Origin of the sequence: Streptomyces sp. LaBMicrA B280 (assembly GCF_049222185.1) — a bacterium.
Lineage (GTDB): Bacteria > Actinomycetota > Actinomycetes > Streptomycetales > Streptomycetaceae > Streptomyces > Streptomyces murinus.
Window position 1 is genome coordinate 14,190 of record NZ_JBMJCT010000005.1, and the last position, 23,199, is coordinate 37,388.

23 protein-coding genes are annotated in these 23,199 nt (G+C 70.9%); 13 read left to right on the top strand and 10 right to left on the bottom strand.

What is annotated here, in order from left to right; translation table 11 throughout:
* Nucleotides 1-92: 92 nt before the first annotated feature.
* The 3 genes from ACLF5H_RS04635 to ACLF5H_RS04645 form a co-directional block, all read right to left on the bottom strand.
* Complete coding sequence (locus ACLF5H_RS04635; RefSeq protein WP_037661546.1) at nucleotides 93-668, bottom strand: calcium homeostasis/redox stress adaptation protein; 576 nt, start codon at nucleotides 666-668, stop codon at nucleotides 93-95.
* 138 nt (nucleotides 669-806) lie between these two features.
* Nucleotides 807-1,265: a peroxiredoxin gene (locus ACLF5H_RS04640; protein WP_161251439.1), complete on the bottom strand. Its 459-nt coding sequence runs from the start codon at nucleotides 1,263-1,265 to the stop codon at nucleotides 807-809.
* A gap of 121 nt (nucleotides 1,266-1,386) precedes the next feature.
* Complete coding sequence (locus tag ACLF5H_RS04645; protein WP_037661542.1) at nucleotides 1,387-1,824, bottom strand: DUF3052 domain-containing protein; 438 nt, start codon at nucleotides 1,822-1,824, stop codon at nucleotides 1,387-1,389.
* A gap of 460 nt (nucleotides 1,825-2,284) precedes the next feature.
* On the opposite strand from ACLF5H_RS04645, the gene aceE reads away from it, so the two are divergent.
* Nucleotides 2,285-5,032: a pyruvate dehydrogenase (acetyl-transferring), homodimeric type gene (aceE, locus tag ACLF5H_RS04650; RefSeq protein ID WP_421674786.1), complete on the top strand. Its 2,748-nt coding sequence runs from the start codon at nucleotides 2,285-2,287 to the stop codon at nucleotides 5,030-5,032.
* Nucleotides 5,033-5,259: 227 nt separating this feature from the next.
* On the opposite strand, the gene ACLF5H_RS04655 is transcribed toward aceE, so the two are convergent.
* Nucleotides 5,260-6,879 carry an MFS transporter gene (locus ACLF5H_RS04655; RefSeq protein ID WP_421674787.1) on the bottom strand — a complete coding sequence of 540 codons (1,620 nt, stop codon included), beginning with the start codon at nucleotides 6,877-6,879 and terminating at the stop codon, nucleotides 5,260-5,262.
* 123 nt (nucleotides 6,880-7,002) lie between these two features.
* On the opposite strand from ACLF5H_RS04655, the gene ACLF5H_RS04660 reads away from it, so the two are divergent.
* From ACLF5H_RS04660 to ACLF5H_RS04670, 3 genes are all read left to right on the top strand, one after another.
* Nucleotides 7,003-7,629, top strand: a complete 627-nt coding sequence (locus ACLF5H_RS04660; RefSeq protein ID WP_421674788.1) for a TetR family transcriptional regulator — start codon at nucleotides 7,003-7,005, stop codon at nucleotides 7,627-7,629.
* A gap of 183 nt (nucleotides 7,630-7,812) precedes the next feature.
* The gene (locus tag ACLF5H_RS04665; protein WP_421674789.1) at nucleotides 7,813-9,033 is read left to right on the top strand and encodes an alpha/beta hydrolase; all 1,221 of its coding nucleotides are present in this window, start codon (nucleotides 7,813-7,815) and stop codon (nucleotides 9,031-9,033) included.
* Nucleotides 9,034-9,099: 66 nt separating this feature from the next.
* A complete protein-coding gene (locus ACLF5H_RS04670) occupies nucleotides 9,100-9,939 on the top strand; it encodes a DUF4429 domain-containing protein (protein WP_421674790.1) in 840 nt (279 codons plus the stop codon).
* Here ACLF5H_RS04670 and ACLF5H_RS04675 read toward each other — a convergent pair whose 3' ends face one another.
* Both ACLF5H_RS04675 and ACLF5H_RS04680 read right to left on the bottom strand, forming a co-directional pair.
* Nucleotides 9,940-10,956: an aldo/keto reductase gene (locus ACLF5H_RS04675; RefSeq protein ID WP_421674791.1), complete on the bottom strand. Its 1,017-nt coding sequence runs from the start codon at nucleotides 10,954-10,956 to the stop codon at nucleotides 9,940-9,942.
* A complete protein-coding gene (locus tag ACLF5H_RS04680; protein WP_402106121.1) occupies nucleotides 10,953-11,417 on the bottom strand; it encodes a MerR family transcriptional regulator in 465 nt (154 codons plus the stop codon). The genes ACLF5H_RS04675 and ACLF5H_RS04680 overlap by 4 nt, the downstream gene beginning before the upstream one ends.
* Nucleotides 11,418-11,513: 96 nt before the next feature.
* Between ACLF5H_RS04680 and ACLF5H_RS04685 the strand changes: the two genes are divergently transcribed.
* Nucleotides 11,514-12,002 (top strand): GNAT family N-acetyltransferase, encoded by a 489-nt coding sequence (locus ACLF5H_RS04685; RefSeq protein WP_421674792.1) that lies wholly within the window; start codon nucleotides 11,514-11,516, stop codon nucleotides 12,000-12,002.
* 19 nt (nucleotides 12,003-12,021) lie between these two features.
* Nucleotides 12,022-12,849, top strand: a complete 828-nt coding sequence (locus tag ACLF5H_RS04690; RefSeq protein WP_421674793.1) for a serine hydrolase domain-containing protein — start codon at nucleotides 12,022-12,024, stop codon at nucleotides 12,847-12,849.
* A 44-nt stretch (nucleotides 12,850-12,893) separates the two neighbouring features.
* Here ACLF5H_RS04690 and ACLF5H_RS04695 read toward each other — a convergent pair whose 3' ends face one another.
* The gene (locus ACLF5H_RS04695) at nucleotides 12,894-13,550 is read right to left on the bottom strand and encodes a pirin family protein (protein WP_421674794.1); all 657 of its coding nucleotides are present in this window, start codon (nucleotides 13,548-13,550) and stop codon (nucleotides 12,894-12,896) included.
* A gap of 93 nt (nucleotides 13,551-13,643) precedes the next feature.
* Between ACLF5H_RS04695 and fasR the strand changes: the two genes are divergently transcribed.
* From fasR to fabF, 5 genes are all read left to right on the top strand, one after another.
* Nucleotides 13,644-14,849: a fatty acid biosynthesis transcriptional regulator FasR gene (fasR, locus tag ACLF5H_RS04700; RefSeq protein ID WP_145485145.1), complete on the top strand. Its 1,206-nt coding sequence runs from the start codon at nucleotides 13,644-13,646 to the stop codon at nucleotides 14,847-14,849.
* Between the two features lie 89 nt (nucleotides 14,850-14,938).
* Complete coding sequence (locus ACLF5H_RS04705) at nucleotides 14,939-15,865, top strand: ACP S-malonyltransferase (RefSeq protein ID WP_421674795.1); 927 nt, start codon at nucleotides 14,939-14,941, stop codon at nucleotides 15,863-15,865.
* Between the two features lie 17 nt (nucleotides 15,866-15,882).
* Nucleotides 15,883-16,914 carry a ketoacyl-ACP synthase III gene (locus ACLF5H_RS04710; RefSeq protein WP_421674796.1) on the top strand — a complete coding sequence of 344 codons (1,032 nt, stop codon included), beginning with the start codon at nucleotides 15,883-15,885 and terminating at the stop codon, nucleotides 16,912-16,914.
* An 80-nt stretch (nucleotides 16,915-16,994) separates the two neighbouring features.
* Nucleotides 16,995-17,243: an acyl carrier protein gene (locus tag ACLF5H_RS04715; protein ID WP_037661514.1), complete on the top strand. Its 249-nt coding sequence runs from the start codon at nucleotides 16,995-16,997 to the stop codon at nucleotides 17,241-17,243.
* A gap of 113 nt (nucleotides 17,244-17,356) precedes the next feature.
* Nucleotides 17,357-18,643, top strand: coding sequence for a beta-ketoacyl-ACP synthase II (gene fabF, locus ACLF5H_RS04720; protein ID WP_421674797.1), 1,287 nt, complete (start codon nucleotides 17,357-17,359; stop codon nucleotides 18,641-18,643).
* Between the two features lie 103 nt (nucleotides 18,644-18,746).
* Here fabF and ACLF5H_RS04725 read toward each other — a convergent pair whose 3' ends face one another.
* On the bottom strand, nucleotides 18,747-19,241 hold the full coding sequence (locus ACLF5H_RS04725; protein WP_351874749.1) for a DUF3145 domain-containing protein: 495 nt from the start codon (nucleotides 19,239-19,241) through the stop codon (nucleotides 18,747-18,749).
* A gap of 256 nt (nucleotides 19,242-19,497) precedes the next feature.
* Between ACLF5H_RS04725 and ACLF5H_RS04730 the strand changes: the two genes are divergently transcribed.
* On the top strand, nucleotides 19,498-20,382 hold the full coding sequence (locus tag ACLF5H_RS04730) for an SGNH/GDSL hydrolase family protein (RefSeq protein ID WP_421674798.1): 885 nt from the start codon (nucleotides 19,498-19,500) through the stop codon (nucleotides 20,380-20,382).
* On the opposite strand, the gene ACLF5H_RS04735 is transcribed toward ACLF5H_RS04730, so the two are convergent.
* Nucleotides 20,357-20,869: an SRPBCC family protein gene (locus ACLF5H_RS04735; protein ID WP_421674799.1), complete on the bottom strand. Its 513-nt coding sequence runs from the start codon at nucleotides 20,867-20,869 to the stop codon at nucleotides 20,357-20,359. The genes ACLF5H_RS04730 and ACLF5H_RS04735 overlap by 26 nt on opposite strands.
* Nucleotides 20,870-20,915: 46 nt before the next feature.
* Here ACLF5H_RS04735 and ACLF5H_RS04740 point away from each other — a divergent pair, with 46 nt between their 5' ends.
* Entirely contained in the window at nucleotides 20,916-21,893 is a 978-nt protein-coding gene (locus ACLF5H_RS04740; protein WP_421674800.1) for an aldose epimerase family protein, read from the top strand.
* Between the two features lie 51 nt (nucleotides 21,894-21,944).
* On the opposite strand, the gene ACLF5H_RS04745 is transcribed toward ACLF5H_RS04740, so the two are convergent.
* A complete protein-coding gene (locus tag ACLF5H_RS04745) occupies nucleotides 21,945-23,018 on the bottom strand; it encodes a hypothetical protein (protein WP_421674801.1) in 1,074 nt (357 codons plus the stop codon).
* Nucleotides 23,019-23,199 lie beyond the last annotated feature (181 nt).

Genomic DNA, 23,199 nt, shown 5'->3' on the forward strand with positions numbered 1-23,199 from the left:
CTGGTCCTCCCCTGACAGTGCTTCCTGTTTCCTGCGCGTCCGGCGCCGGCCGTAAACGGCGCGGCGCCGGACGGTGTCCCAGCTGACGGACGTCAGACGTTGACGCCGAAGTCCTGGGCGATGCCGCGCAGCCCGGACGCGTAGCCCTGGCCGATGGCGCGGAACTTCCACTCCGCGCCGTTGCGGTACAGCTCGCCGAAGACCATGGCGGTCTCGGTGGAGGCGTCCTCGCTGAGGTCGTAGCGGGCGATCTCGGCCTCGCCGGCCTGGTTGACGACGCGGATGAACGCGTTGCGCACCTGGCCGAAGGACTGCTGGCGGTTCTCGGCGTCGTAGATCGACACCGGGAACACGATCTTGTCCACGTCGGCGGGCACACCGGCGAGGTTGATCTTGATCTGTTCGTCGTCGCCCTCGCCCTCACCGGTGATGTTGTCGCCGGTGTGCTCCACGGAGCCGTCGGGGCTCTTGAGGTTGTTGAAGAAGACGAAGTGCTGGTCGCTGATGACCTTGCCGGAGTTGTTCAGCAGCAGCGCGCTCGCGTCGAGGTCGAAGTCGGTGCCGGTCGTGGTGCGCACGTCCCAGCCCAGTCCGACGATGACGGCGGTCAGGCCCGGGGCCTCCTTGGTCAGCGAGACGTTGCCGCCCTTGCTGAGGCTGACTCCCACGAGTCCTCCATGTGGTGTCGAGGGGCGGGGAGCCCCGTCGTGCTTCGGATATGGGATCAACGAGCCGATCCTAGTGACGAGTTCCCGCCCCCCGCAGACCCTGGACCCGAAGGTTCCCAGGTTCGGCCGACCGGCCGACTAGAGGGTGTCGAGCGCCTTCACGTACTCGTTCAGGTCGCGCGCGTCCGGCAGCCCGTTGACCACGGTCCAGCGCACGACGCCGTCCTTGTCGATGACGAAGGTGCCCCGCACCGCGCAGCCCTTGTCCTCGTCGAAGACGCCGTAGTCGCGCGAGACGTTGCCATGCGGCCAGAAGTCGCTGAGCAGCGGGTACTCCAGACCCTCCTGCTCGGCGAAGACACGCAGGCTGTGGATGGAGTCGTTCGAGACGGCGAGCAGCTGGGTGTCGCGGTCGGCGAACTTCGGCAGGTTGTCACGCAGCTCGCACAGCTCGCCGGTGCACACGCCGGTGAAGGCGAAGGGGTAGAAGAGCAGGACCACGTTCTTCTCGCCGCGGAAGTCGGCGAGCCGCACGGTGCGGCCGTGGTTGTCCTTGAGCTCGAAGTCGGGCGCCTTGTCTCCGACCTGGATCGCCATGTCGTGCTTCCCTTCGGTGGGCTGTTCGGGTGAGAGCACAGCAAACGCTCTGGTCCACCCTACGCAGCGATCACCTGGGTTCCGGACGGGCCGGGGCGAGATCCGGCCCGTCCGGTCGCGGTCACCGCTTCGACTTGGCCGCCTTCGGCGTGGCCAGCCGGCTGCCGCTCCAGTCCTTGCCGACGCTGACGCTCTTCGCGGCGGTCAGGCCGGCCGTCGTCGCGGCTTCCGAGATGTCGCTCGGCTCGACGTATCCCGAACGTCCGGTCTTCGGCGTGAGGAGCAGAATCGCGCCGCCCTCTTCGATGTACGTGGTGGCGTCCACCAGCGCATCCGTCAGGTCGCCGTCGTCGTCCCGGAACCAGAGCACGACGGCGTCGGCCACATCGTCGTATTCCTCGTCCATCAGGTCACCTTCGACGGCTTCCTCGATGGCCTGGCGGAGTTCCTGGTCGACGTCGTCGTCGTAGCCGATCTCCTGGACCACCTGTCCGGGCTGGAACCCCAGCCTGGCGGCAGGGTTCGTCCGCTCCTCCGCGTGGTCCGCGGTCGCGCTCACGGTTTGCCTCCTGATCATGTCTGGTGAATATCTCAGCCACGCGCGTGCGCGAAGCATTGGCCGTAGTCCACACGGGCGGGGCGGATAGCGCAAGTACCCGGCCGTCCCGACCGCCGAAACGGTGACGATACCGGCCGTGTCGTGGCAACTCCTGGCACCGTATCTCGATTCCTCGCCACCCACATCACCCGCATGTGCCCGGTTTGCGTTCAGCGGAATCATCTGCGGCCGGAACCATCGAACAACTTTGCCAAGCGCGTCACACCCCGGGCGTATCGTTGCGTTTTGACCGGCGGTGTGCTCCGGCGGTACGCGGGGTGGCGCCGGTGGAGATGACGGACGTCCCCCCGAGGTACACGATGGGGAACGGCGCGGGCACTGGCAGTAGGCATGAGCGGCAGTGTCTACGAGCAGTAGGCACGAGCAGCGACAACCGGCCCTCCGACAGGTAAGGAACAGCGTGGCTTCCGGATCCGATCGCACCCCGATCATCATTGGCGGCCTTCCGAGTCAGGTTCCTGACTTTGATCCCGAAGAGACCCAGGAGTGGCTCGACTCCCTGGACGCCGTCGTGGACGAGCGCGGCCGGGAGCGGGCGCGCTATCTCATGCTGCGGCTGATCGAGCGGGCCCGCGAGAAGCGCGTGGCCGTGCCCGAGATGCGCAGCACGGACTACGTGAACACGATCCCGACCAAGAGCGAGCCGTTCTTCCCGGGCAACGAGGAGATCGAGCGCAGGATCCTGAACGCGACGCGCTGGAACGCGGCCGTGATGGTCTCGCGCGCCCAGCGCCCCGGCATCGGCGTGGGCGGCCACATCGCCACCTTCGCTTCCTCGGCGTCCCTGTACGACGTGGGCTTCAACCACTTCTTCCGCGGCAAGGACGAGGGCGACGGCGGCGACCAGGTCTTCTTCCAGGGCCACGCCTCCCCCGGCATCTACGCCCGCGCCTTCCTGCTGGACCGGCTCACCGAGAACCAGCTGGACGGCTTCCGCCAGGAGAAGTCGGCGTACCCGAACGGCCTGTCCAGCTATCCGCACCCGCGCTCCATGCCGGACTTCTGGGAGTTCCCGACGGTCTCCATGGGCCTCGGCCCGCTGGGCGCGATCTACCAGGCGCGGATGAACCGCTACATGGAGGCGCGCGGGATCGCGGACACCTCCAAGTCGCATGTGTGGGCGTTCCTGGGCGACGGCGAGATGGACGAGCCGGAGTCGCTCGGCCAGCTCACGCTCGCGGCCCGGGAGGGCCTGGACAACCTGACCTTCGTGGTCAACTGCAACCTCCAGCGCCTGGACGGCCCGGTGCGCGGCAACGGCAAGGTCATCCAGGAGCTGGAGTCGGTCTTCCGGGGCGCCGGCTGGAATGTGATCAAGCTGATCTGGGACCGCTCCTGGGACCCGCTGCTCGCGCAGGACCGGGACGGCGTCCTGGTCAACAAGATGAACATGACGCCGGACGGGCAGTTCCAGACGTACGCCACCGAGTCGGGCGCCTACATCCGCCGGCACTTCTTCGGCGACGACCACCGGCTGCGCGCGATGGTCGAGAACCTGAGCGACGACCAGATCCTGCACCTGGGCCGCGGCGGCCACGACCACCGCAAGATCTTCGCGGCGTTCAAGGCGGCCAATGAGCACAAGGGCCAGCCCACGGTCATCCTGGCCAAGACGATCAAGGGCTGGACACTGGGCCCGAACTTCGAGGGCCGCAACGCCACGCACCAGATGAAGAAGCTGACGGTCGACGACCTGAAGCGCTTCCGGGACCGGCTGCACCTGCCGATCTCCGACCGGGAGCTGGAGTCCGGCCTGCCGCCGTACTACCACCCGGGGCGGAACTCGGAGGAGATCCAGTACATGCACGACCGCCGCAAGGGCCTCGGCGGGTACGTCCCCACGCGCGTGGTGCGCTCCAAGGCGCTCGCGCTGCCGGACGACAAGGCCTACGCGACCGTGAAGAAGGGCACCGGTCAGCAGTCCATCGCGACCACGATGGCCTTCGTACGGCTGCTCAAGGACCTCATGCGGGACAAGGAGATCGGGCGGCGCTTCGTACTGATCGCACCGGACGAGTACCGCACGTTCGGCATGGACTCCTTCTTCCCGAGCGCGAAGATCTACAACCCGCTCGGCCAGCAGTACGAGTCGGTGGACCGTGAACTGCTCCTCGCCTACAAGGAGTCGCCCACCGGCCAGATGCTGCACGACGGCATCTCCGAGGCGGGCTGCACGGCCTCGCTGATCGCGGCCGGGTCCGCCTACGCGACGCACGGCGAGCCGCTGATCCCGGTGTACGTCTTCTACTCGATGTTCGGGTTCCAGCGCACCGGCGACCAGTTCTGGCAGATGGCCGACCAGCTGGCGCGCGGCTTCGTCCTCGGGGCGACGGCGGGCCGTACGACGCTCACCGGCGAGGGCCTGCAACACGCCGACGGGCACTCGCAGTTGCTGGCGTCCACGAACCCGGCGTGCGTCGCCTACGATCCGGCGTACGCCTACGAGATCGCGCACATCGTGCAGGACGGGCTGCGCCGTATGTACGGCGGCTCGGCGGAGCACCCGCACGGCGAGGACGTCTTCTACTACCTCACCGTCTACAACGAGCCCATCCAGCATCCCGCGGAGCCGGCCGGGGTGGACGTCGAGGGCATCGTCAAGGGCATCCACAAGCTGTCCGACGGGCCCGGCGGGGCGGTCCCGGCGCAGATCATGGCGTCGGGCGTCGCGGTGCCGTGGGCCCTGGAGGCGCAGCGGATCCTCGCGGAGGACTGGAACGTACGGGCCTCGGTGTGGTCCGCGACGTCCTGGAACGAACTGCGGCGGGAGGCGGTGGCCTGCGAGCAGCACAACCTCCTGCACCCGGAGGAGGAGCAGCTGGTGCCGTACGTGACGCGCAAGCTGAGCGGCTCGGAGGGGCCGTTCGTGGCCGTGTCCGACTGGATGCGCTCGGTCCCGGACCAGATCGCCCGGTGGGTGCCCGGCGCGTACCAGTCCCTCGGCGCGGACGGCTTCGGCTTCGCGGACACCCGGGGGGCGGCGCGGCGCTTCTTCCACATCGACGCGCAGTCGATCGTGGTGGCGGTGCTCACGGAGCTGGCGCGGGCGGGGCGGGTGGACCGCTCGGTGCTGAAGCAGGCGATCGACCGGTACCAGGTGCTGGACGTGACGGCGGCGCACCCGGGGGCGGCGGGAGGCGACGCGTAACTATGCCGTAGGGGCGCTTGCCGGGTACCTCCCCCAGAGGGAGGGGGTACCCCCAGCGCCCCCGGCGGCACGGCTGCCCGCGGTCGGGTGAGCCCGCAGCCGCAGACGCGCACCGCCCCCCTCCTGCCGTGCGCGTCTGCAAACCCGGCTGCCGGTGGAACTCTGTCCCGCGCGGAGCGCACCGCGCCAGGGATCTTGGCCGGAGTCACTCTGATAGGCGACCGGGGTCAGATGTGCCCCACGCCCGCGCCCGCCTCCGCGTTCCCGCCCCGCTTGGTCAGGAAGGCCACCAGCACCGCGACCACGGCGACCCCCGCGGCGACCAGGCACGCGAGGCTCATCCCGGAGATGAACGTGTCGTGCGCCACGGTCGTGATCCTGGCGGCGACCTCGGCCGGTATCCCCTTCGGCACCGGTGCCACCCCGGCCTGCACCGCCTCCGACGCCTGGTCGAGCTGGGTCGGCGTCAGCGGCGGCAGCCCCGCGTGGGACCAGTTGCCCGGCAGCGCGCTGTCGACCTTGGAGGCCATCACCGCGCCCAGCACCGCCGTACCGAGGCTGCCGCCGATCTGCATGGCGGCCTGCTGGAGACCGCCGGCCACACCGGACAGCTCCATCGGCGCGTTGCCGACGATGACCTCCGTCGCGCCGACCATGACCGGCGCGAGGCCGAAGCCGAGGAGGGCGAACCAGACGGACATCACGCCGCTGCCCGTGCCGGCCTTGAGCGTGGACATGCCGTACATGGCGATCGCGGTCGCGGCCATGCCGCCGGCCAGCGGGATCCGCGGGCCGAGCTTGGTGATCGCGGCTCCGGCGAGCGGCGAGGCGACGATCATCATGCCGGTGAGCGGCAGCAGGTGCAGGCCGGCGTCGACCGGGGACATCCCGTGCACGTTCTGAAGGTAGAAGGTCACGAAGAACAGGCCGCCCATGAAGGCGATGGCCATCAGGACCATCAGGACCACACCGGCCGACAGCGGCACGGAGCGGAACAGGCCGAGCGGGATGAGCGGTTCGGCGACCTTGGTCTCCCAGAACGCGAAGGACGCGAACAGCAGGACCGAGGCGGCGATGAAGCCCCAGGTCTCGGCCGCGCCCCAGCCCCAGCTCGGCGCCTTGATGAGGGCCCAGACGAGGCAGAACATCGCGCCGGACAGCAGCGCGATGCCGAGCACGTCGAAGGAGCGCGGCGCGTTGCGCGCGCGGTGGTCGAGCAGGATCAGCAGGCCCAGGAGCAGGGCGATCGCGCCGACCGGCACATTGATGAAGAACACCGACTGCCAGTTGACGTGCTGCACGAGCACGCCGCCGAGGATCGGGCCGCCCGCGGTGGAGGCGCCGATCACCATGCCCCAGATGCCGATGGCCATGTTGAGCTTCTCGGCCGGGAACGTGGCCCGCAGCAGGCCGAGCGCGGCCGGCATCAGCAGCGCGCCGAACAAGCCCTGGAAGACGCGGAAGGTGACGACGGCGGCGATGCCGTTCGACAGCCCGATCGCGCCGGAGGCGGCGGCGAAGCCGGTCACACCGATGAGGAAGGTCTGCCGGTGCCCGAAGCGGTCACCGAGCTTGCCCGCGGTGATCAGGGTGACCGCGAGGGCGAGGAAGTAGGCGTTGGTGATCCACTGCACATCGGCGAAGGTCGCGTGCAGATGGTCGCGGATGGCCGGGTTGGCGATGGCCACGATGGTGCCGTCCAGGGCCACCATCATGACCCCTACGGCGACGGTGATCAGGGTGAGCCACGGGTGGCCGCGCAACCCTGTGGCCGGCGCGTGCTCCGCCCGGGCCGGCGGGGCTCCGTCACCCGGGCCCGTCGTGTCGATGGTGGTCTGACCAGTCATGCGTTCGAGACTAGTGACAGCCACTGACAGTTGACAAACATTTCCATAAGTCGGTAACTGACAGTACGGACTTCCACATAGGCTGAGCTGGTCGAACGTTCGGGAAGGGGCAGTCGAGGGGCCATGGAGACGCTGCGCGAGCGCAAGAAGCGGCGTACCCGGGAGTCGCTCCTGCGGGCCGCTCTCGAACTGTTCACCACCCAGGGGTACGAGCGCACGACGGTGGACGAGATCGCCGCGGCCTGCGAGGTCTCGCAGCGCACCTTCTTCCGCTACTTCGCGGGCAAGGAGGACGCCGCCTTCGCGGTCCAGGAGATGACGGAGGCCCACTTCCTGGCCGCCCTGCGCGCCCGGCCGCCGCACGAGGCGCCGATGGAGGCGCTGCGGCAGGCCGTCCTCCAGGACTGGGAGTCGATCCGCGAGACCGTCGAGTCGGCCGTGCCGATGGAGCTGTATCTGCGCATGTACCGGACGATCGAGTCGACGCCCGCGCTGCTCGCCGCCCATCTGCGCCGCTCGACCGCCGTCGAGGAGAGCCTCGCGCGGCTGCTGGCCGAGCGGGAGGGCGTGAACGTGGACACGGACCCCCGGCCGAGGCTCGCGGTGGCGGTGTTCGGCGGGGTGATTCGGGTCACGGAACGGCAGTGGTGCCTGGGCCGGGACTTCAGCCTGGAGGCCGTCAGATCACTCACCGTCTCCTACCTCGATCAGGTGAGTTCGGCGCTGCGCGGGAACTGGCGCGCGAGCTGAGGCCGTTGGCACCACGTCGGAAAGATCGACGGAAGTGCGTCCGGGGGCCGCCGATGTGGTGTTCAGCAGATCGACCGCGACAGGTTCGAAAGATCGTTCACAGCGTGTTCGATCTCCACCGAAACGTGATCCCGGTCACTGGGTTACCGCGAGACCGTCTCGTTCTCCTAGTGTGTCCTCCCAGTGACTTCCTTCGATACCTCCTCCCCGCAACTCAACGTCTGGCGCGCGATGCTGGCGCTGGCCGTCGTGTTCGTGATGCTCGCCACCACCGGTTGGACCGCCCTGCGCACCCACCGGGAGTCCGGCGAACTCCAGGCGTCCCGCGACAAGTGGACGCACGGCAGCCTGCACGGAGCGCGGCTGCCGGACCCGGGGGCCGACCCGGCGCGGCTCACCCGCTTCTTCGTCTCGCTCTCCGCGCAGGACCGCTCCCGCCTCGCCCACCGCTATCCGCTCGCGGTGGGCAACATGAACGGCGCGCCGGTCTCCCTGCGCTACCGGGCCAACCACATCGCCCTGGAGCAGCAGCGCGCGGTCGAGCGCGAGCGCATGCACGACAGCCGGCTCAGCGCGGCCGGCCAGCAGGACGCGGGCCGTCGTATGCACCGCTACGAGTCGCTGCTGACCCCCGGCCGCCAGATCCTCTCCTTCGACCCGGCGGGCACCGGCCGTCTCTCCGAGGTGTTCGGAAACCTGGCGAAGGCGCAGCGGATCTCGGTCGTCGTCCCCGGCGTCGACACCGACCTGCTCACCTTCCAGAAGACCAACCGCCCCTACACCGCCCCGGTCGGCATGGCCAAGGCGCTGTACGCGGCGGAGCGCGCCGCCGCCCCGAGGACGCGTACGGCCGTGATCGCCTGGGCCGACTACACCTCCCCCGACGGCCTCGGCGTGGACGCGGCCACCGGGGCGCGCGCGGCGGAGGGCTCCCTGCGGCTGAACGCGCTGCTGCGGGCCCTGCCCGGCCGGGCCCCGGTGTCGATGTTCTGCCACAGCTACGGCTCCGTGCTGTGCGGGGTCGCCGCGCACGACATGCCCGACCGGGTCGCCGACATAGCGGTGGCCGCCAGCCCCGGGATGCGGGTCTCCAGGGCCGCCGACCTGGACACCACCGCCCGGGTGTGGGCCATGCGGGACGCCACCGACTGGATCCAGGACGTCCCGTACCTGGAGCTGGGCGGGCTCGGGCACGGCGCCGACCCGGTCGCCGGGGGCTTCGGCGCCCGGGTGCTGTCCGCGCGGGACGCGCAGGGCCACGCCGGGTACTTCACCCCGGGCACGGACAGCCTGCGCAACCTCGCCGACATCGGCACGGGCGCGTACGACTCGGTGACGTGCGCCGGTGAGAGTGACCTGTGCCGGGCCGGTCTGAGCGCCACGACGACGGCCCAACGCGCGTAGAAACAGCAGGAAGTGCGGTCCGCGAAGGTGGCGACGGAAAAGGACGTGCCGCATACGATGAGCCGCATGGGTGACGTACTGGCGGGTTTTCATGCCGTCTGGGAGTTCGAGTCCGACTCCGTGCTCATCCGCTACGAACGGGGGATTCGAACACCAAAGTTGTTCCAGGCGCTCGGCGAGCGGCGGATCCCGCTGTCCGCGCTGGAGGAGGTCACGCTCGCCCCGGGCCGGCGCGGCACCCTCGTCCTGCGGCTGGTGCCCCGGGCGGGCGCGGATCCGCTCATGGAGGCGGCGGACGGGCAGCTGAAGGAGGGTTCCGACCCCTACCGGCTGGTGCTGCCGGCCGAGCGGGAGACCCAGGCGGCGTCCTGCGCGGAGGAGTTGGCGGCGCGGCTGACGGAGTCGGGCCCCGCGGACCGTTATCTGGTGGCCGCGCCCGAGGGGCCGCTCCAGTTCAAGGCGTACGACGGCAAGGCGACGTTCGACGGGACGTCGGTGCAGTTCCGCTGGTCCTGGACGGGCGCGTCCACGGCCAAGTGGAAGGCCGGCGACCAGAGTTACGCGGTCGCCGACCTCAGCGGGGTGGAATGGCGCTCACCGGAGGCCCTGGAGGGGTTCCTGCGGCTGCGCGCCTCGGGTGCGGCGGCGGTCCCGGAGCCCGACCAGGACCCGGCGGCGGTGGTGTTCGGGCTGGGTTACGGGCCGGTGCACGAGTCGCTGCCGTTCGCCGCCGCGGTGCTCGCGGCCGTCCGTTCGCGGCGGCCGGTGCCCGCGGTGTCGCAGTGCCGTCGCGACCCCGCGGACATCGCCGAGCGGATCAGGCATCTCGGTGAGCTGCATCAGGCCGGTCTGGTGACCGACGAGGAGTTCACCGGCAAGAAGGCGGAACTGCTCGCGGAGCTGTGATCACTCCCGGCCCGCCGAGGTGAACGCCATGTCCGCGTACCGCTCGCCCGCCACCTTGCCCGCGATCGGCTCCAGCAGCGCCAGCTCGTCCTCGGTCAGCGTGATCCGGGTCGCGGCCACGTTCTCCGCCACCCGGCTCGCCTTGCGGGTGCCCGGGATCGGGATCACCGTCAGGGAGTCGATCGCGGCGCGCTGCTGGACCCAGGCCAGGGCGATCTGGGCGGCGCTCGCGTCATGGGCGGCGGCGATGGTGTGCAGGGGCTTCAGGAGCGCCGCGTTGGCGGCGGCGTTGTCACCGGTGAAGCGGGGCTGCTGACGGCGGAAGTCGTCGGAGCTGAGGTCCTTGTCCGCGTTGGCGAACGCGCCCGTGAGGAAGCCCCGGCCGAGCGGCGAGTACGGCACCAGCGCGACGCCCAACTCCCGTGCGGCGGGCACGACATGCGCCTCGATGTCCCGGCTGAACAGGGACCACTCCGACTGCACGGCCGCGATCGGGTGCACGGCGTGCGCGGCGCGCAGCTCCTCGGCGGTGACCTCGCTGAGGCCCAGCTGCTTGACCTTGCCCTCGCGCACCAGCTCCGCCATCGTGCCGACGGTCTCCTCGATGGGCACGTTCACATCGCGGCGGTGCATGTAGTAGAGGTCGATCTCGTCCACGCCGAGCCGCTGGAGGCTGCCCTCGACGGCCTCGCGGATGTACGGGGAGTCGTTGCGGATGATCCGCTTGGTGGGGTCGTCCTTCGGGATGGACAGGGCGAACTTGGTGGCGATCACCACCTCGTCGCGGTGGGCCCGGAAGAACGGGGCGAGGAACCGCTCGTTCTCCCCGGCGCCGTACGCGTCGGCGGTGTCGTAGAGGGTCACGCCCAGTTCCAGCGCCCGGTCGAGGGCGGCGCGCGCCTGGTCGGTGTCGGTGCGGCCGTAGCCGAAGCTCATGCCCATGCAGCCGAGTCCCTGCACACCGACCTCGGGCCCCTGCGCTCCCAGGCGGGCCGTCGGAATCCTGGTGTCGGTCATCGTGTGTTCCCCTCAGTGGCGTAAAAATCGATCTTGCGGTCGAGCACGGCGAGCGTGTCCCGCAGCTCCGCGATCCGGCCGAGCACGTCCCGGCGGGTCCGCTCCAGCAGTTCCTGCCGCTCCCGGTAGGTCCCGGCGCCCTCGCGCACCAGCTCCGCGTACCTGACCATGTCCGCCACCGGCATGCCGGTCAGCCGCAGCTTGGTCACCAGGTCCAGCCAGTCCAGGTCGCGGTTGGTGTACCGGCGCTGGCCCGTGTGCGAGCGGTCGACGTGCGGCATCAGGCCGATCCGTTCGTACCAGCGCAGCGTGTGCGCGGTCAGGCCGGTGCAGGCGACGACCTCGCTGATCGTGTAGCGGTCCTGGCCGTCCGGGCGCGGGTGGCGCGGGGGCCGGGCGGAGCAGATGTCGGCGGGGTGTGAGTCCTCAAGGGTCGCAGGCGTGGTCTGCATCACCGTCATGCCTCAACGCTATGACCTTCGAGTGCACTCCAAGCAAGCCGGGCCGGTAAGAAATCCGCGGGACCGGGCGCCGGGTGGCTGGATAGCGTGCGGGGCATGAGTCTCGCACGCCGGGCCGGGCCCGAGGACGCCGCCGAAGTACTGCGCCTGCGCCAGGTCATGATCGATTCGCTGGGCAGGCCGGGTTTCACCGGGGAGACGGGCTGGCACGCCGAGTCCCTGCCGCTGCTGCGGAAGCGGCTCGCCGGGGGCGAGGGGGACGCCGACGGTGACTTCGGGGCGTTCGTCGTCGAGTCGCCGGAGCGGCCGGGCGGGCTGGCCGCGCTGGCGGCGGGCACCGTGGACTACCGCGTCGGCACCCCGCACAACCCCCGGGGCCGGGTCGGCTACGTCTTCAGCGTGGCCACCGACCCGGACGCCCGGCGCCGGGGCTACGCGCGGGCGTGCATGGACGAGCTGCTGGCCTGGCTCCGGGCGCGGGGCGCCGGACATGTCCTGCTCACCGCCTCGCCGGACGCCCAGCCGCTGTACGAGTCGCTGGGCTTCACCCGGGATCCGGACCCGTCGATGCGGCTCATGCTGTGAGCCGCATAGGCTCGACGGCATGTCGTTGAACAGCCTGGCGTCGATCGAGAACTGGCCCGTGCCCACCGCGGCCGCGGGTGTCGTACGAGCCGACGGGACCGTCCTCGGGACGCACGGACCCCTCGCCCACCGCTTCCCCCTCGCCTCCGTCACCAAGCCGCTGGCCGCCTACGCCGCGCTGGTGGCCTACGAGGAGGGGGCGATCGAGCTGGACGAGCCGGCCGGGCCGCCCGGGGCGACGGTGCGGCACCTGCTGGCGCACACCTCCGGCCTCGCCTTCGACGAGCACCGGGTGATGGCGCCGCCCGGGGAGCGGCGGCTGTACTCCAACGCCGGGTTCGAGCAGCTCGGCGACCACATCGCCAAGGCGACGGACATCCCGTTCGCGCACTACGCGCGGCAGGCGGTGCTGGAGCCGCTGGGCATGACGGCCACCTCGCTCACGGGCTCCCCGGCGAAGGACGGCGTCTCGACGGTGGCGGACCTGCTGCTGTTCGCGGCGGAGGTGCAGGCGCCCCGGCTGCTGGACCCGCGCACGGTCGCGGCGGCGATGACCGTCCAGTTCCCGGGCACCAAGGGCGTGTTGCCGGGCTACGGCCATCAGAACCCCAACGACTGGGGCCTCGGCTTCGAGATCCGCGACGGCAAGTCCCCGCACTGGACCGGCGGTTCCTCCTCCCCCCGCACCTTCGGCCACTTCGGCCAGGCCGGCACCTTCCTGTGGATCGACCCGGGCGCGAACCTCGCCTGCGCCGCCCTCACCGACCGCCCCTTCGGCCCCTGGGCGATCGAGGCATGGCCGGTCTTCACCGACGCGGTGCTGGACGAGACGCGCGGCATGCGCTGATCAGCGCAAGGCGGTCCGGCCCGGTGACGCCGAGCGGTGGGCCGTCAGCCGGACAGCTCCCACACCAGCAGCTCGGCGGGCGTCACCGCGTCCGCCGCCAGGCCCTGCGCGCCGGTGATCCGGGCCGCGTCCCCCGCGCCCAGCTCCGCGCCGTCCAGCCGCACCGCGCCGCGCACCACATGGACGTACAGAAACGCCGCGTCCGGCACGGCGGTCCGCTCCCCCGCGCCGAGGCGGCGCACATGCAGCATGGCGCCCGCGGCCGGGACGGCGTACGGGGTGGCGTCGGCGATGCCCGGGACGATGTCGTACGACGGCTCGCCGCCCGGCTCCAGCGGGGCCAGCCACATCTGGAGGAAGGCCAACGGGCCCTGGCCGTCGTTGCGTTCGACGTGCCGTACGCCCGCCGCCGCGCTCAGGTGCTGGACGTCCCCCGCGCGCACGGTCCGCTCATGGCCCGCGGAGTCGCGGTGGGTCAGCTCGCCCTCGATCACCCAGGTGACGATCTCGGTGTGGCTGTGCGGGTGTTCGCCGAATCCGGCGCCGGGCGCGAGCCGTTCCTCGTTGCAGGCGATCAGCGGGCCGAAGCGCAGGTTGTCGGGGTCGTAGTGCGGGCCGAAGGAGAAGGCGTGGCGGGTCTCGATCCCGGCCGCCGGGTCCCCGCCCGGGTAGCGCTCGGCGGCGCGCCGTACGTCGATCACGTCCCCACCGTAGTCCCGTCCCCGGTGCGCGCGGGCCCCGGGTCACCGACCCGGCGACGCATGTTCCCGTCCGGATAAGGCACTCTTGTCCCCGTGCCCGAACCCGAATCCCACCCTGGTGACCCCGCAGCATCCTTCGTCCATACGCACGCCGCGACCCTGAAACGGCTGGAGAAGTCCTCCGGGAGTCTCGCCGCCCAGGCGATCGCGCGGATGGACGAGACCCTGCCGTGGTACCGGGCGATGCCCCCGGAGAACCGGTCCTGGATCGGGCTGGTCGCCCAGGCGGGCATCGCGGCGTTCACCGAGTGGTTCCGGCACCCGGACACCCCCCAGGCGATCTCCACGGACGTCTTCGGGACCGCGCCGCGCGAGCTGACCCGGGCGATCACGCTGCGGCAGACCGTGGAGATGGTGCGCACCACCATCGAGGTCATGGAGAGCGCCATCGACGAGGTGGCCGCCCCGGGCGACGAGCGCGTGCTGCGCGAGGCGCTGCTGGTGTACGCGCGGGAGATCGCCTTCGCGACCGCCCAGGTGTACGCCCAGGCCGCCGAGGCACGCGGTGCCTGGGACGCGCGTCTTGAGTCGCTGGTGGTCAACGCCGTGCTCAGCGGCGAGGCCGACGAGGGCGCCGTCAGCCGGGCCGCCGCGCTGGGCTGGAACTCCCCCGAGCATGTGTGCGTCGTCCTCGGCACCGCCCCGGACGGGGACAGCGAGCTGACCGTGGAGGCGATCCGGCGGGCGGCACGGCATGCCAAGCTCCAGGTGCTCACCGGCGTGCTGGGCAATCGCCTCGTGGTGATCGCGGGCGGCAGCCCCAACCCGCTGGCGGTGGCGAAGTCGCTGATCGGGCCCTACGCGGCGGGTCCGGTGGTCGCCGGTCCCGTCGTACCCGACCTGCTGGCCGCCACCCGGTCCGCGCAGGCCGCCGCGGCCGGGCTGAAGGCGTGCACGGCGTGGCAGGACGCGCCGCGGCCCGTGCTGGCGGACGATCTGCTGCCGGAGCGCGCGATCGCGGGCGATCCGAGCGCCCGTGAGCAGTTGGTGGAGGAGATCTACAGACCGCTGGGAGAGGCCGGCTCGGCACTCCTGGAAACCCTGAGTGTCTACCTGGAGCAGGCGAGCAGCCTGGAGGGCGCGGCACGGATGCTCTTCGTTCACCCGAACACCGTGCGCTACCGGCTCCGACGTGTGACAGACGTCACCGGGTGGTCGCCTTCGGATGTACGATCCGCGTTCACGCTGCGGATCGCGCTCATCCTGGGGCGCCTGGCCGACGGTGACCCCCAGGCATAGGGTTTTGTCGGAGGTCAACAAAAGCCCTTCATGTTCTTCGTCCCTGTCCCCACGGGCGGCCGTGCCCGTACCCAAGAGAGAGTGTGAGAGTGCTCGTACTCGTCGCTCCCGGCCAGGGCGCCCAGACGCCCGGCTTCCTGACCCCCTGGCTCGAACTCCCCGGTGCCGCCGACCGTGTCGCCGCGTGGTCGGACGCCATCGGCCTCGATCTGGCGCACTACGGAACCCAGGCCGACGCCGACGCGATCCGTGACACCGCCGTGGCCCAGCCGCTGCTGGTCGCCGCCGGGATCCTGTCCGCCGCGGCACTCGGTGCCATGCCGGAGATCGCGCCGGGCGCGGTGGCCGGGCACAGCGTCGGCGAGATCACCGCGGCCGTCTTCGCGGGCGTGCTGTCGGACGCCGCGGCCCTCAAGCTGGTCCGCACCCGCGGCCTCGCCATGGCGGACGCCGCCGCGATCACCGAGACCGGCATGTCGGCGCTGCTCGGCGGCGACCCCGAGACCTCCCTCGCGCACCTGGAGAAGCTGGGCCTGACGCCCGCGAACATCAACGGCGCGGGGCAGATCGTCGCGGCGGGCACGCTGGCGCAGCTGGCCGCGCTGAGCGAGGACAAGCCCGAGGGCGTGCGCAAGGTCGTCCCGCTGAAGGTGGCCGGTGCCTTCCACACCCGGCACATGGCCCCCGCGGTCGAGACGCTGGCCGAGGCCGCCGCCGGTCTCGCGCCCGCCGACCCCGGGATCCCCTACGTCTCCAACAAGGACGGCAGGTCCGTCACGTCCGGCACCGAGGTGCTGGAGCGGCTGGTCGGCCAGGTGGCCAACCCGGTGCGCTGGGACCTGTGTATGGAGACGTTCAAGGAGCTGGGCGTCACCGCGCTCATCGAGGTGTGCCCCGGCGGCACGCTCACCGGACTGGCCAAGCGGGCGCTGCCCGGCGTCAGGACGCTGGCCCTGAAGACCCCCGACGACCTCGACGCGGCCCGCGCGCTCCTCACCGAGCACGTCGACGCCTGACGCCCAAGGAGCCGTAGATGGCGAAGATCAAGCCCAGCAAGGGCGCCCCGTACGCGCGCATCCTCGGTGTCGGCGGCTACCGTCCGACCCGTGTGGTGCCCAACGAGGTGATCCTGGAGAAGATCGACTCGTCCGACGAGTGGATCCGCTCCCGTTCCGGCATCGAGACCCGGCACTGGGCGGGCCCCGAGGAGACGGTGGCCGCGATGTCGGTCGAGGCGGCCGGCAAGGCGATCGCCGACGCCGGTATCGACGCCTCGCAGGTCGGCGCGGTCGTCGTGTCGACGGTGTCGCACTTCGCCCAGACCCCGGCCATCGCCACCTCGATCGCCGACCAGCTCGGCACCGAGAAGGCGGCCGCCTTCGACATCTCGGCCGGCTGCGCGGGCTTCGGCTACGGCCTCACCCTGGCCAAGGGCATGGTCGTGGAGGGCTCCGCCGAGTACGTCGTGGTGATCGGCGTGGAGCGGCTCAGCGACCTGACCGACCTGGAGGACCGGGCCACGGCCTTCCTGTTCGGCGACGGCGCCGGCGCGGTCGTCGTCGGCCCCTCCAAGGAGCCGGCCATCGGCCCGACCGTGTGGGGCTCCGAGGGCGACAAGTCCGCGATCATCAAGCAGACCGTCTCGTGGGACCGCTTCCACGTCGGCGACGTCAACGAGCTTCCGCTGGACCGCGAGGGAAACATCAAGTTCCCCGCGATCACGCAGGAGGGCCAGGCGGTGTTCCGCTGGGCCGTGTTCGAGATGGCGAAGGTCGCCCAGCAGGCGCTGGACGCGGCCGGGATCACCTCGGACGACCTGGACGTCTTCATCCCGCACCAGGCCAATGTGCGCATCATCGACTCGATGGTGAAGACTCTCAAACTGCCGGAGCACGTCACGGTCGCCCGTGACATCCGCACCACCGGCAACACCTCGGCCGCCTCGATCCCGCTCGCCATGGAGCGGCTCCTGGCGACCGGGGAGGCGAAGAGCGGTGACACCGCGCTCGTCATCGGATTCGGGGCGGGTCTCGTCTACGCCGCCACGGTCGTTACCCTCCCCTAGGCACTCCGTGCCGGATCATGCGATCCGGCGGGGGGACAAATGCCACAAACCGTCTGGATATCGAAGAAGGAGCGCCTGACATGGCCGCCACTCAGGAAGAGATCGTCGAAGGTCTCGCCGAAATCGTCAACGAGATCGCCGGCATCCCGGTTGAGGACGTCCAGGTGGACAAGTCCTTCACCGACGACCTGGACGTCGACTCGCTGTCCATGGTCGAGGTCGTCGTCGCCGCCGAAGAGCGCTTCGACGTGAAGATCCCGGACGAGGACGTCAAGAACCTCAAGACCGTCGGCGACGCGACCGACTACATCCTCAAGCACCAGGCCTGAGCCACTCGTTGAGGCCCCACGGCCCGTCAGGCCGCGAGGCCGTCGGGCCGGCAAGGCCCCGCCACCCGGCGGTGGCGCCGTAGATTCCCGCATCCGTTGGAGAAAGAATTCCCGTGAGCCCGACCAATCGCACCGTGGTCGTCACCGGTATCGGCGCAACCACACCGCTGGGTGGCGACGTAGCTTCGTTCTGGGAGGCCCTGGTCGCCGGTGAGTCCGGTGTCCGTCTTCTGGAAGAGGAGTGGGCGGCGGACCTGCCGGTCCGCATCGCCGCTCGTATCGCCGTCGAGCCGGGTGAGATCATCCCCCGGCCGCAGGCCCGCAAGCTCGACCGCTCCGCGCAGTTCGCGCTGATCGCCGCGCGTGAGGCGTGGCAGGACGCCGGCTTCACCGCGCGGGCCGGCGCTGTGACATCAGACGCTGACGCGTCGGGCACGTCCGTCAACCCCGACCGCCTCGGCACGGTGATCGCCTCCGGCATCGGCGGTGTGACGACGCTGCTGGACCAGTACGACGTGTTGCGGGAGAAGGGCGTACGCCGCGTCTCCCCGCACACCGTGCCGATGCTCATGCCCAACTCCCCGGCGGCCAACGTCGGTATCGACCTGGGCGCCCGCGCCGGCGTGCACACCCCCGTGTCGGCCTGCGCCTCCGGCGCCGAGGCCATCGGGTACGCGATCGAGATGATCCGCACCGGGCGTGCGGACGTGGTCATCGCCGGTGGCACCGAGGCCGCGATCCACCCGCTGCCCATCGCCGCGTTCGGCAACATGATGGCGATGTCCAAGAACAACGACGACCCCTCGGGCGCGTCCCGGCCCTTCGACACGGGCCGCGACGGCTTCGTGCTCGGCGAGGGCGCCGGTGTGGTCATCCTGGAGTCCGAGGAGCACGCGAAGGCCCGCGGCGCCCGGATCTACGTGGAGGCGGTCGGCCAGGGCATCTCCGCCGACAGCCACCACATCACGCAGCCGGAGCCCTCGGGCAACGGCATCGCGCAGGCGCTCCAGAACCTGCTGGACAGCACGGATCTGAAGCCGGCCGAGGTCGTCCACGTCAACGCGCACGCCACCTCCACCCCACAGGGTGATGTCGCCGAGATCAAGGCGCTGTGGAAGGTGTTCGGCGACGACGTCGAGCACATGGCGATCTCCGCCACCAAGTCGATGACCGGTCACCTGCTCGGTGGCGCCGGTGGCATCGAGACGGTGGCATCGATCCTGGCGCTGGTGAACCGTACGGCGCCCCCGACGATCAACGTGAAGGACCTCGACCCCGAGGTCAACGCGGACGTCGTGGTCGGCGAGGCCCGGCAGCTGCCGGAGGGCCGGATCGCCGCGCTGAACGACTCGTTCGGGTTCGGCGGCCACAACGTGGTGCTGGCGTTCCGCACCATCTGAGTACGCGACGAGAAGGGCCCCCACCGGCTGGTGGGGGCCCTTCTCGTGTACGCGGAACACACGCGGGATGCACACGAATGCGCGCGACCGAACGCGACCGTGCTCAGACCACCTGATGCAGCCACCGCACCGGCGCGCCCTCCCCGGCGTACCGGAACGGCTCCAGTTCGTCGTCCCACGGCTTGCCGAGCAGTTTGGCGATCTCGGCCGCCAGGTCGGTCTCCTCGCGCTGGGAGCGGGTGAGCGCCGCGCGCAGCCGGTCCTCGGGGATGAGGATGTCGCCGTGGATACCGGTGACGGCGTGGAAGATGCCCAGGTCGGGGGTGCAGCTGTAGCGCTCGCCCTCGGCGGTGGCGCAGGGCTCCGCGGTGACCTCGAAGCGCAGCAGGTGCCAGCCGCGCAGCGCGGAGGCCAGCTTGGAGGCGGTGCCGGGCCGGCCCTGCCAGGAGAACTCCGAGCGCCAGGTGCCGGGGGCCGCGGGCTGCCGGATCCAGTCGAGGTTGACGCGCGTGCCGAGCACCCCGGCGACGGCCCACTCGACGTGCGGGCACAGCGCGCGCGGCGCGGAGTGCACGTACAGAACTCCACGTGTCGTCACCGGAACCTCCGGGCAGAGCGGGACATCTTGCTGGCTTGCCGGCGGCTGTGGCACCACGACCGCGCTGATGGCGAGGCTACCTTGCGGCGGGGCAAGGAGTGTGACGTACCGTCGGTCCCGGTGCCAGGAATCCTTCACCATTCACCCAGGGGGACGCTTGTACGGGCCCCGTTCGTTCCAGCGGACCCGGCGCCGGGAACCCTCGCACGTTGTTATGGGGGAAAGCACCCGACTTCGAACGAGGAGAGCACCAGGAATGCGGAAGCGAAGCCACCGGGCGCGGCTCGCCCTGGCCGTGGCGGCGGCCACCGTGCTGGGCGTCGCCGGGTGCGACGCCCAGGGCTCGCCCACGGCCCGGGCCACCGGGGCGCGGGCCGCCAAGGCGCCGGTGTGGAACCGCAGTCCGGCCTCGATCGCCGCGGTCGGCGACTCCATCACCCGGGGCTTCGACGCGTGCACGGTGCTGTCCGACTGCCCCGAGGTGTCCTGGGCGACGGGCAGCGACGCCCAGGTGGAGAGCCTGGCGATGCGGCTCCTCGGCGCGGCGGGCGCGGCCACGCACAGCTGGAACTACGCGATGACGGGCGCCCGAATGGCGGATCTTTCGCAGCAGATGGCCGACGCGGCGAGTCGCGACCCGGAACTGGTCACCGTGCTGGTCGGCGCGAACGACGCCTGCCGCTCCTCCACCCGGGCGATGACCTCGGTGGCCGGCTTCCGCGCGGACTTCGAGGAGGCCCTGCGCACCCTGCGCGCGGCCGCCCCGAAGACGCAGGTGTACGTCGCGAGCGTGCCGAATCTGAAACGGCTCTGGGAGCAGGGCCGGGGCAATCCGCTGGGCAAGGAGGTCTGGAAGCTCGGCATCTGCCCCTCGATGCTGGGTGACGCCGACGACCTGGGCGAGGCGGCCGGGCACCGGCGCGATCAGGTCGAGGACCGGGTGGTGGCGTACAACAAGGTGCTGAAGGAGGTCTGCGCCACCGACCGCCGCTGCCGCTTCGACGGCAACGCGGTGTACGACTACCGCTTCGACACCGACCAGCTCAGCCACTGGGACTGGTTCCACCCCAGCAGGGACGGCCAGGCCCGGCTGGCGTCGATCGCCTACCGGACGGTCACGGCCGCCGGTCCGGTGGCGTAGCGCCCGACCCGACGCCGTCGGCCTCGCCGTCGCTCTCGCCCTCGTACCGGGCCAGTTCGGCGGCCAGGCGGCGCATGACCGTGCGGTTGGCGCGGCGCATCGTGGCGCGCACGACGGGGGCCAGCAGGCGTTCGGGCAGCGGTGCGCACAGCCAGGTGTAGGTGAAGGAGACCCGGCTGCCGCCGTCCGGGAGCGGGGCGATGGTGTATATGCCGTGGGCCTGGCGGCGGCCGCCGGCGCTGACGTTGTGCTCGACGATGCGGTGCGGTGGCTCGGAGTTGATGACCTCGATGCCGACCTCGGTCCGGGTGCCGCCCAGGGCGGCGGTGACGGTGGCACGGGCGCCGAAGCCGCGGCTCGGGCCGCTGTAGCGCCAGTCGGTCAGATAGTGGTCGGTGAACCGCTGGTGGTGGGCCATCACTTCGAGGAAGTCATGGACCCGCGCGGGCGGGTACGGAACCTCGGTCGACACGGTGACGGGTCGCATGAACGGCACGCTACAGAGGACCGCGCCGGTCACCTAGGGTTTCGACATGAGCGAACTCTTCGGCACACTTCCCGACGGCACCGAGGTCCACCGCTGGACGCTGGAGCGGGGCGGGACGCGGGTGGAGGTCCTGACGTACGGCGGGATCGTGCGCTCCATCGAGGTGCCGGACCGGGAGGGCCGGACGGCGGGCGTGGTGCTCGGGTTCGCCGGTCTCGACGGCTATCTCGCGCATCCGGAGCCGTATCTGGGCGCGTTGATCGGGCGGTACGCCAACCGGCTCGCGGGGGCGCGGTTCCCGCTGGACGACGTGGTGTACGCCCTGGAGCCGAACGAGGGGCCCCATGTGCTGCACGGAGGTGCGCGCGGGTTCGACAAGCGGGTGTGGGAGGCGACGGGCACCGAGCACGGGGTGCGGCTCGCCCGGGTGAGTCCGCACGGCGAGGAGGGCTTCCCCGGCCGGCTCGACGTGGCGGTGACGTACACGCTGGACGCCGACGGCGCGCTGCGGATCGCGTACGAGGCGACGACGGACGCGCCGACGGTGGTCGCGCTCACCAGCCACGGCTACTTCAACCTGGCGGGTTCCGGGGCGGGTTCGGCGGCCGGGCACGAACTGCGGCTGGCCGCCTCCCGGTTGACGCCGGTCGGCGAGGATCTGATCCCCACGGGCGAGCTGCGCGAGGTGGCCGGATCGCGCTTCGACTTCCGCGTTGCCCGCGAGGTGGGCACGGGGTACGACCACAACTTCGTGCTGGACAAGGGGGTGAGCCGGGTACCCGAGCAGGTCGCCGAGCTGCACGACCCGTCCTCCGGCCGCACCCTCACCGTCTCGACGACCGAGCCCGGCCTCCAGCTCTACACCGGCGACCATCTCCCGGCGCCCTTCGCCCCCTGCGCCGGGATCGCCCTGGAGACCCAGCACTTCCCGGACTCCCCGAACCAGCCGGGCTTCCCGTCCACGGTGCTGCGCCCGGGCGAGGTGTACCGGTCGGAGACGGTGTACGGCTTCTCCGCGCGCTGACGGCGCCCCGCGGGTGTCCCCCGGCCGGCGCCGGCCGGGGGACACCGGTGCTCACGCCGTGGCGGTCCGCCCGGTGATCGGGCAGGTGCCGGCCGCGGCGGCGCCGAAGGCGGCGGTGTGCGCGGGTGCCGTGCCGCCGATCTGCTGGAGGATCTCCTTCGAGAGCAGGTCCTCCCTGCCCTTGAGCGCGTCCGCGACGTCGAGGGCGGCGTTGAAGACCATCTCGGCGGCCACGTTGTCCTGGACGATGCGGGCCAGGTTCTCCAGGGCCACGCCGATCGGGTCGGCGGGGGTCTCCGCGGTCGGCAGGTCGATGAGGTGGGTGTTCACCTTGGCCTGGTTCATGGTGCGCCGGATGATGATGGACGCCTGGTTGAGTTCGGCGGTGGTCCAGATCGACAGCACCATGACGTACAGGTCGCTCCACGCCTGCTCGCCGATCCGCGCCCGCCACCGCTTCATCAGCGCTTCGATCCCGGTGATCTGGGCGGTGGCCGCGGCGGTCATGTTGACGCGGATGGACGGGTACACGGTGGCGGCGAACTGGTTGAAGGCCACCATGTCGAAGGACTTGGCACCGACGGCGGTGTCGATGAACTTGATGGCCTCGGTGAGGATCTTGTTGCTGGAGGCCGCCAGATCGGTGGGGAGGTTGGCGGTCGGCAGCTTGGTGCGGGCCGTGGCGAGGGTGCTCCGGAAGGCGGTCAGCGGGGTGATCCAGCCGGTGTCGCCCGCGGGCTTGAAGGCGACCATGTCCAGGTCGTGCGGGTCGATGCGCTCGGAGTTGGCGATGTTCGGCACCTTGTCGCTGAGGTAGGCGGCGATGACCGAGTAGACGCCGAGGGGGACATGGGCGATGGACTTGGCCAGTTCGAAGTACTCCGGCACCGGGTCCACCGTCTCGACCTGCGCCCCCTTGTCGATCAGGGTGAAGCGCCCGCCGACGGCGTTGTTCTGCACGACGACGACCGGGCTGAGGTGCTTGGTCAGTTCGGACTTGAGGGACGCGTAGTTGGCGCGCATCCCGGCGTTGACATTGCGTATCGCGTCCCGTGCGGCCTTCTCGTCGGTCGCGCCGGCGGCGCCGGTCGCCGCCGACGCGCCGGTGGCCGCCTGGGTCTCCATGAGGAGGGTGGCTGCGCCTACTGCGGAAACGGTCCCCAGAAATCCTCTGCGAGTGGTCATGCCCCGTCTTTCCGTGATGAGTGGTCGTGCTCCTGTGGGGTGGGGGGAAAGATGTGGGGGGAGTTCTCGGGGGGTGGTGCACCGGCGAGGGGGGAGTCGCCGGGGCCATGGGGGTCTCCAC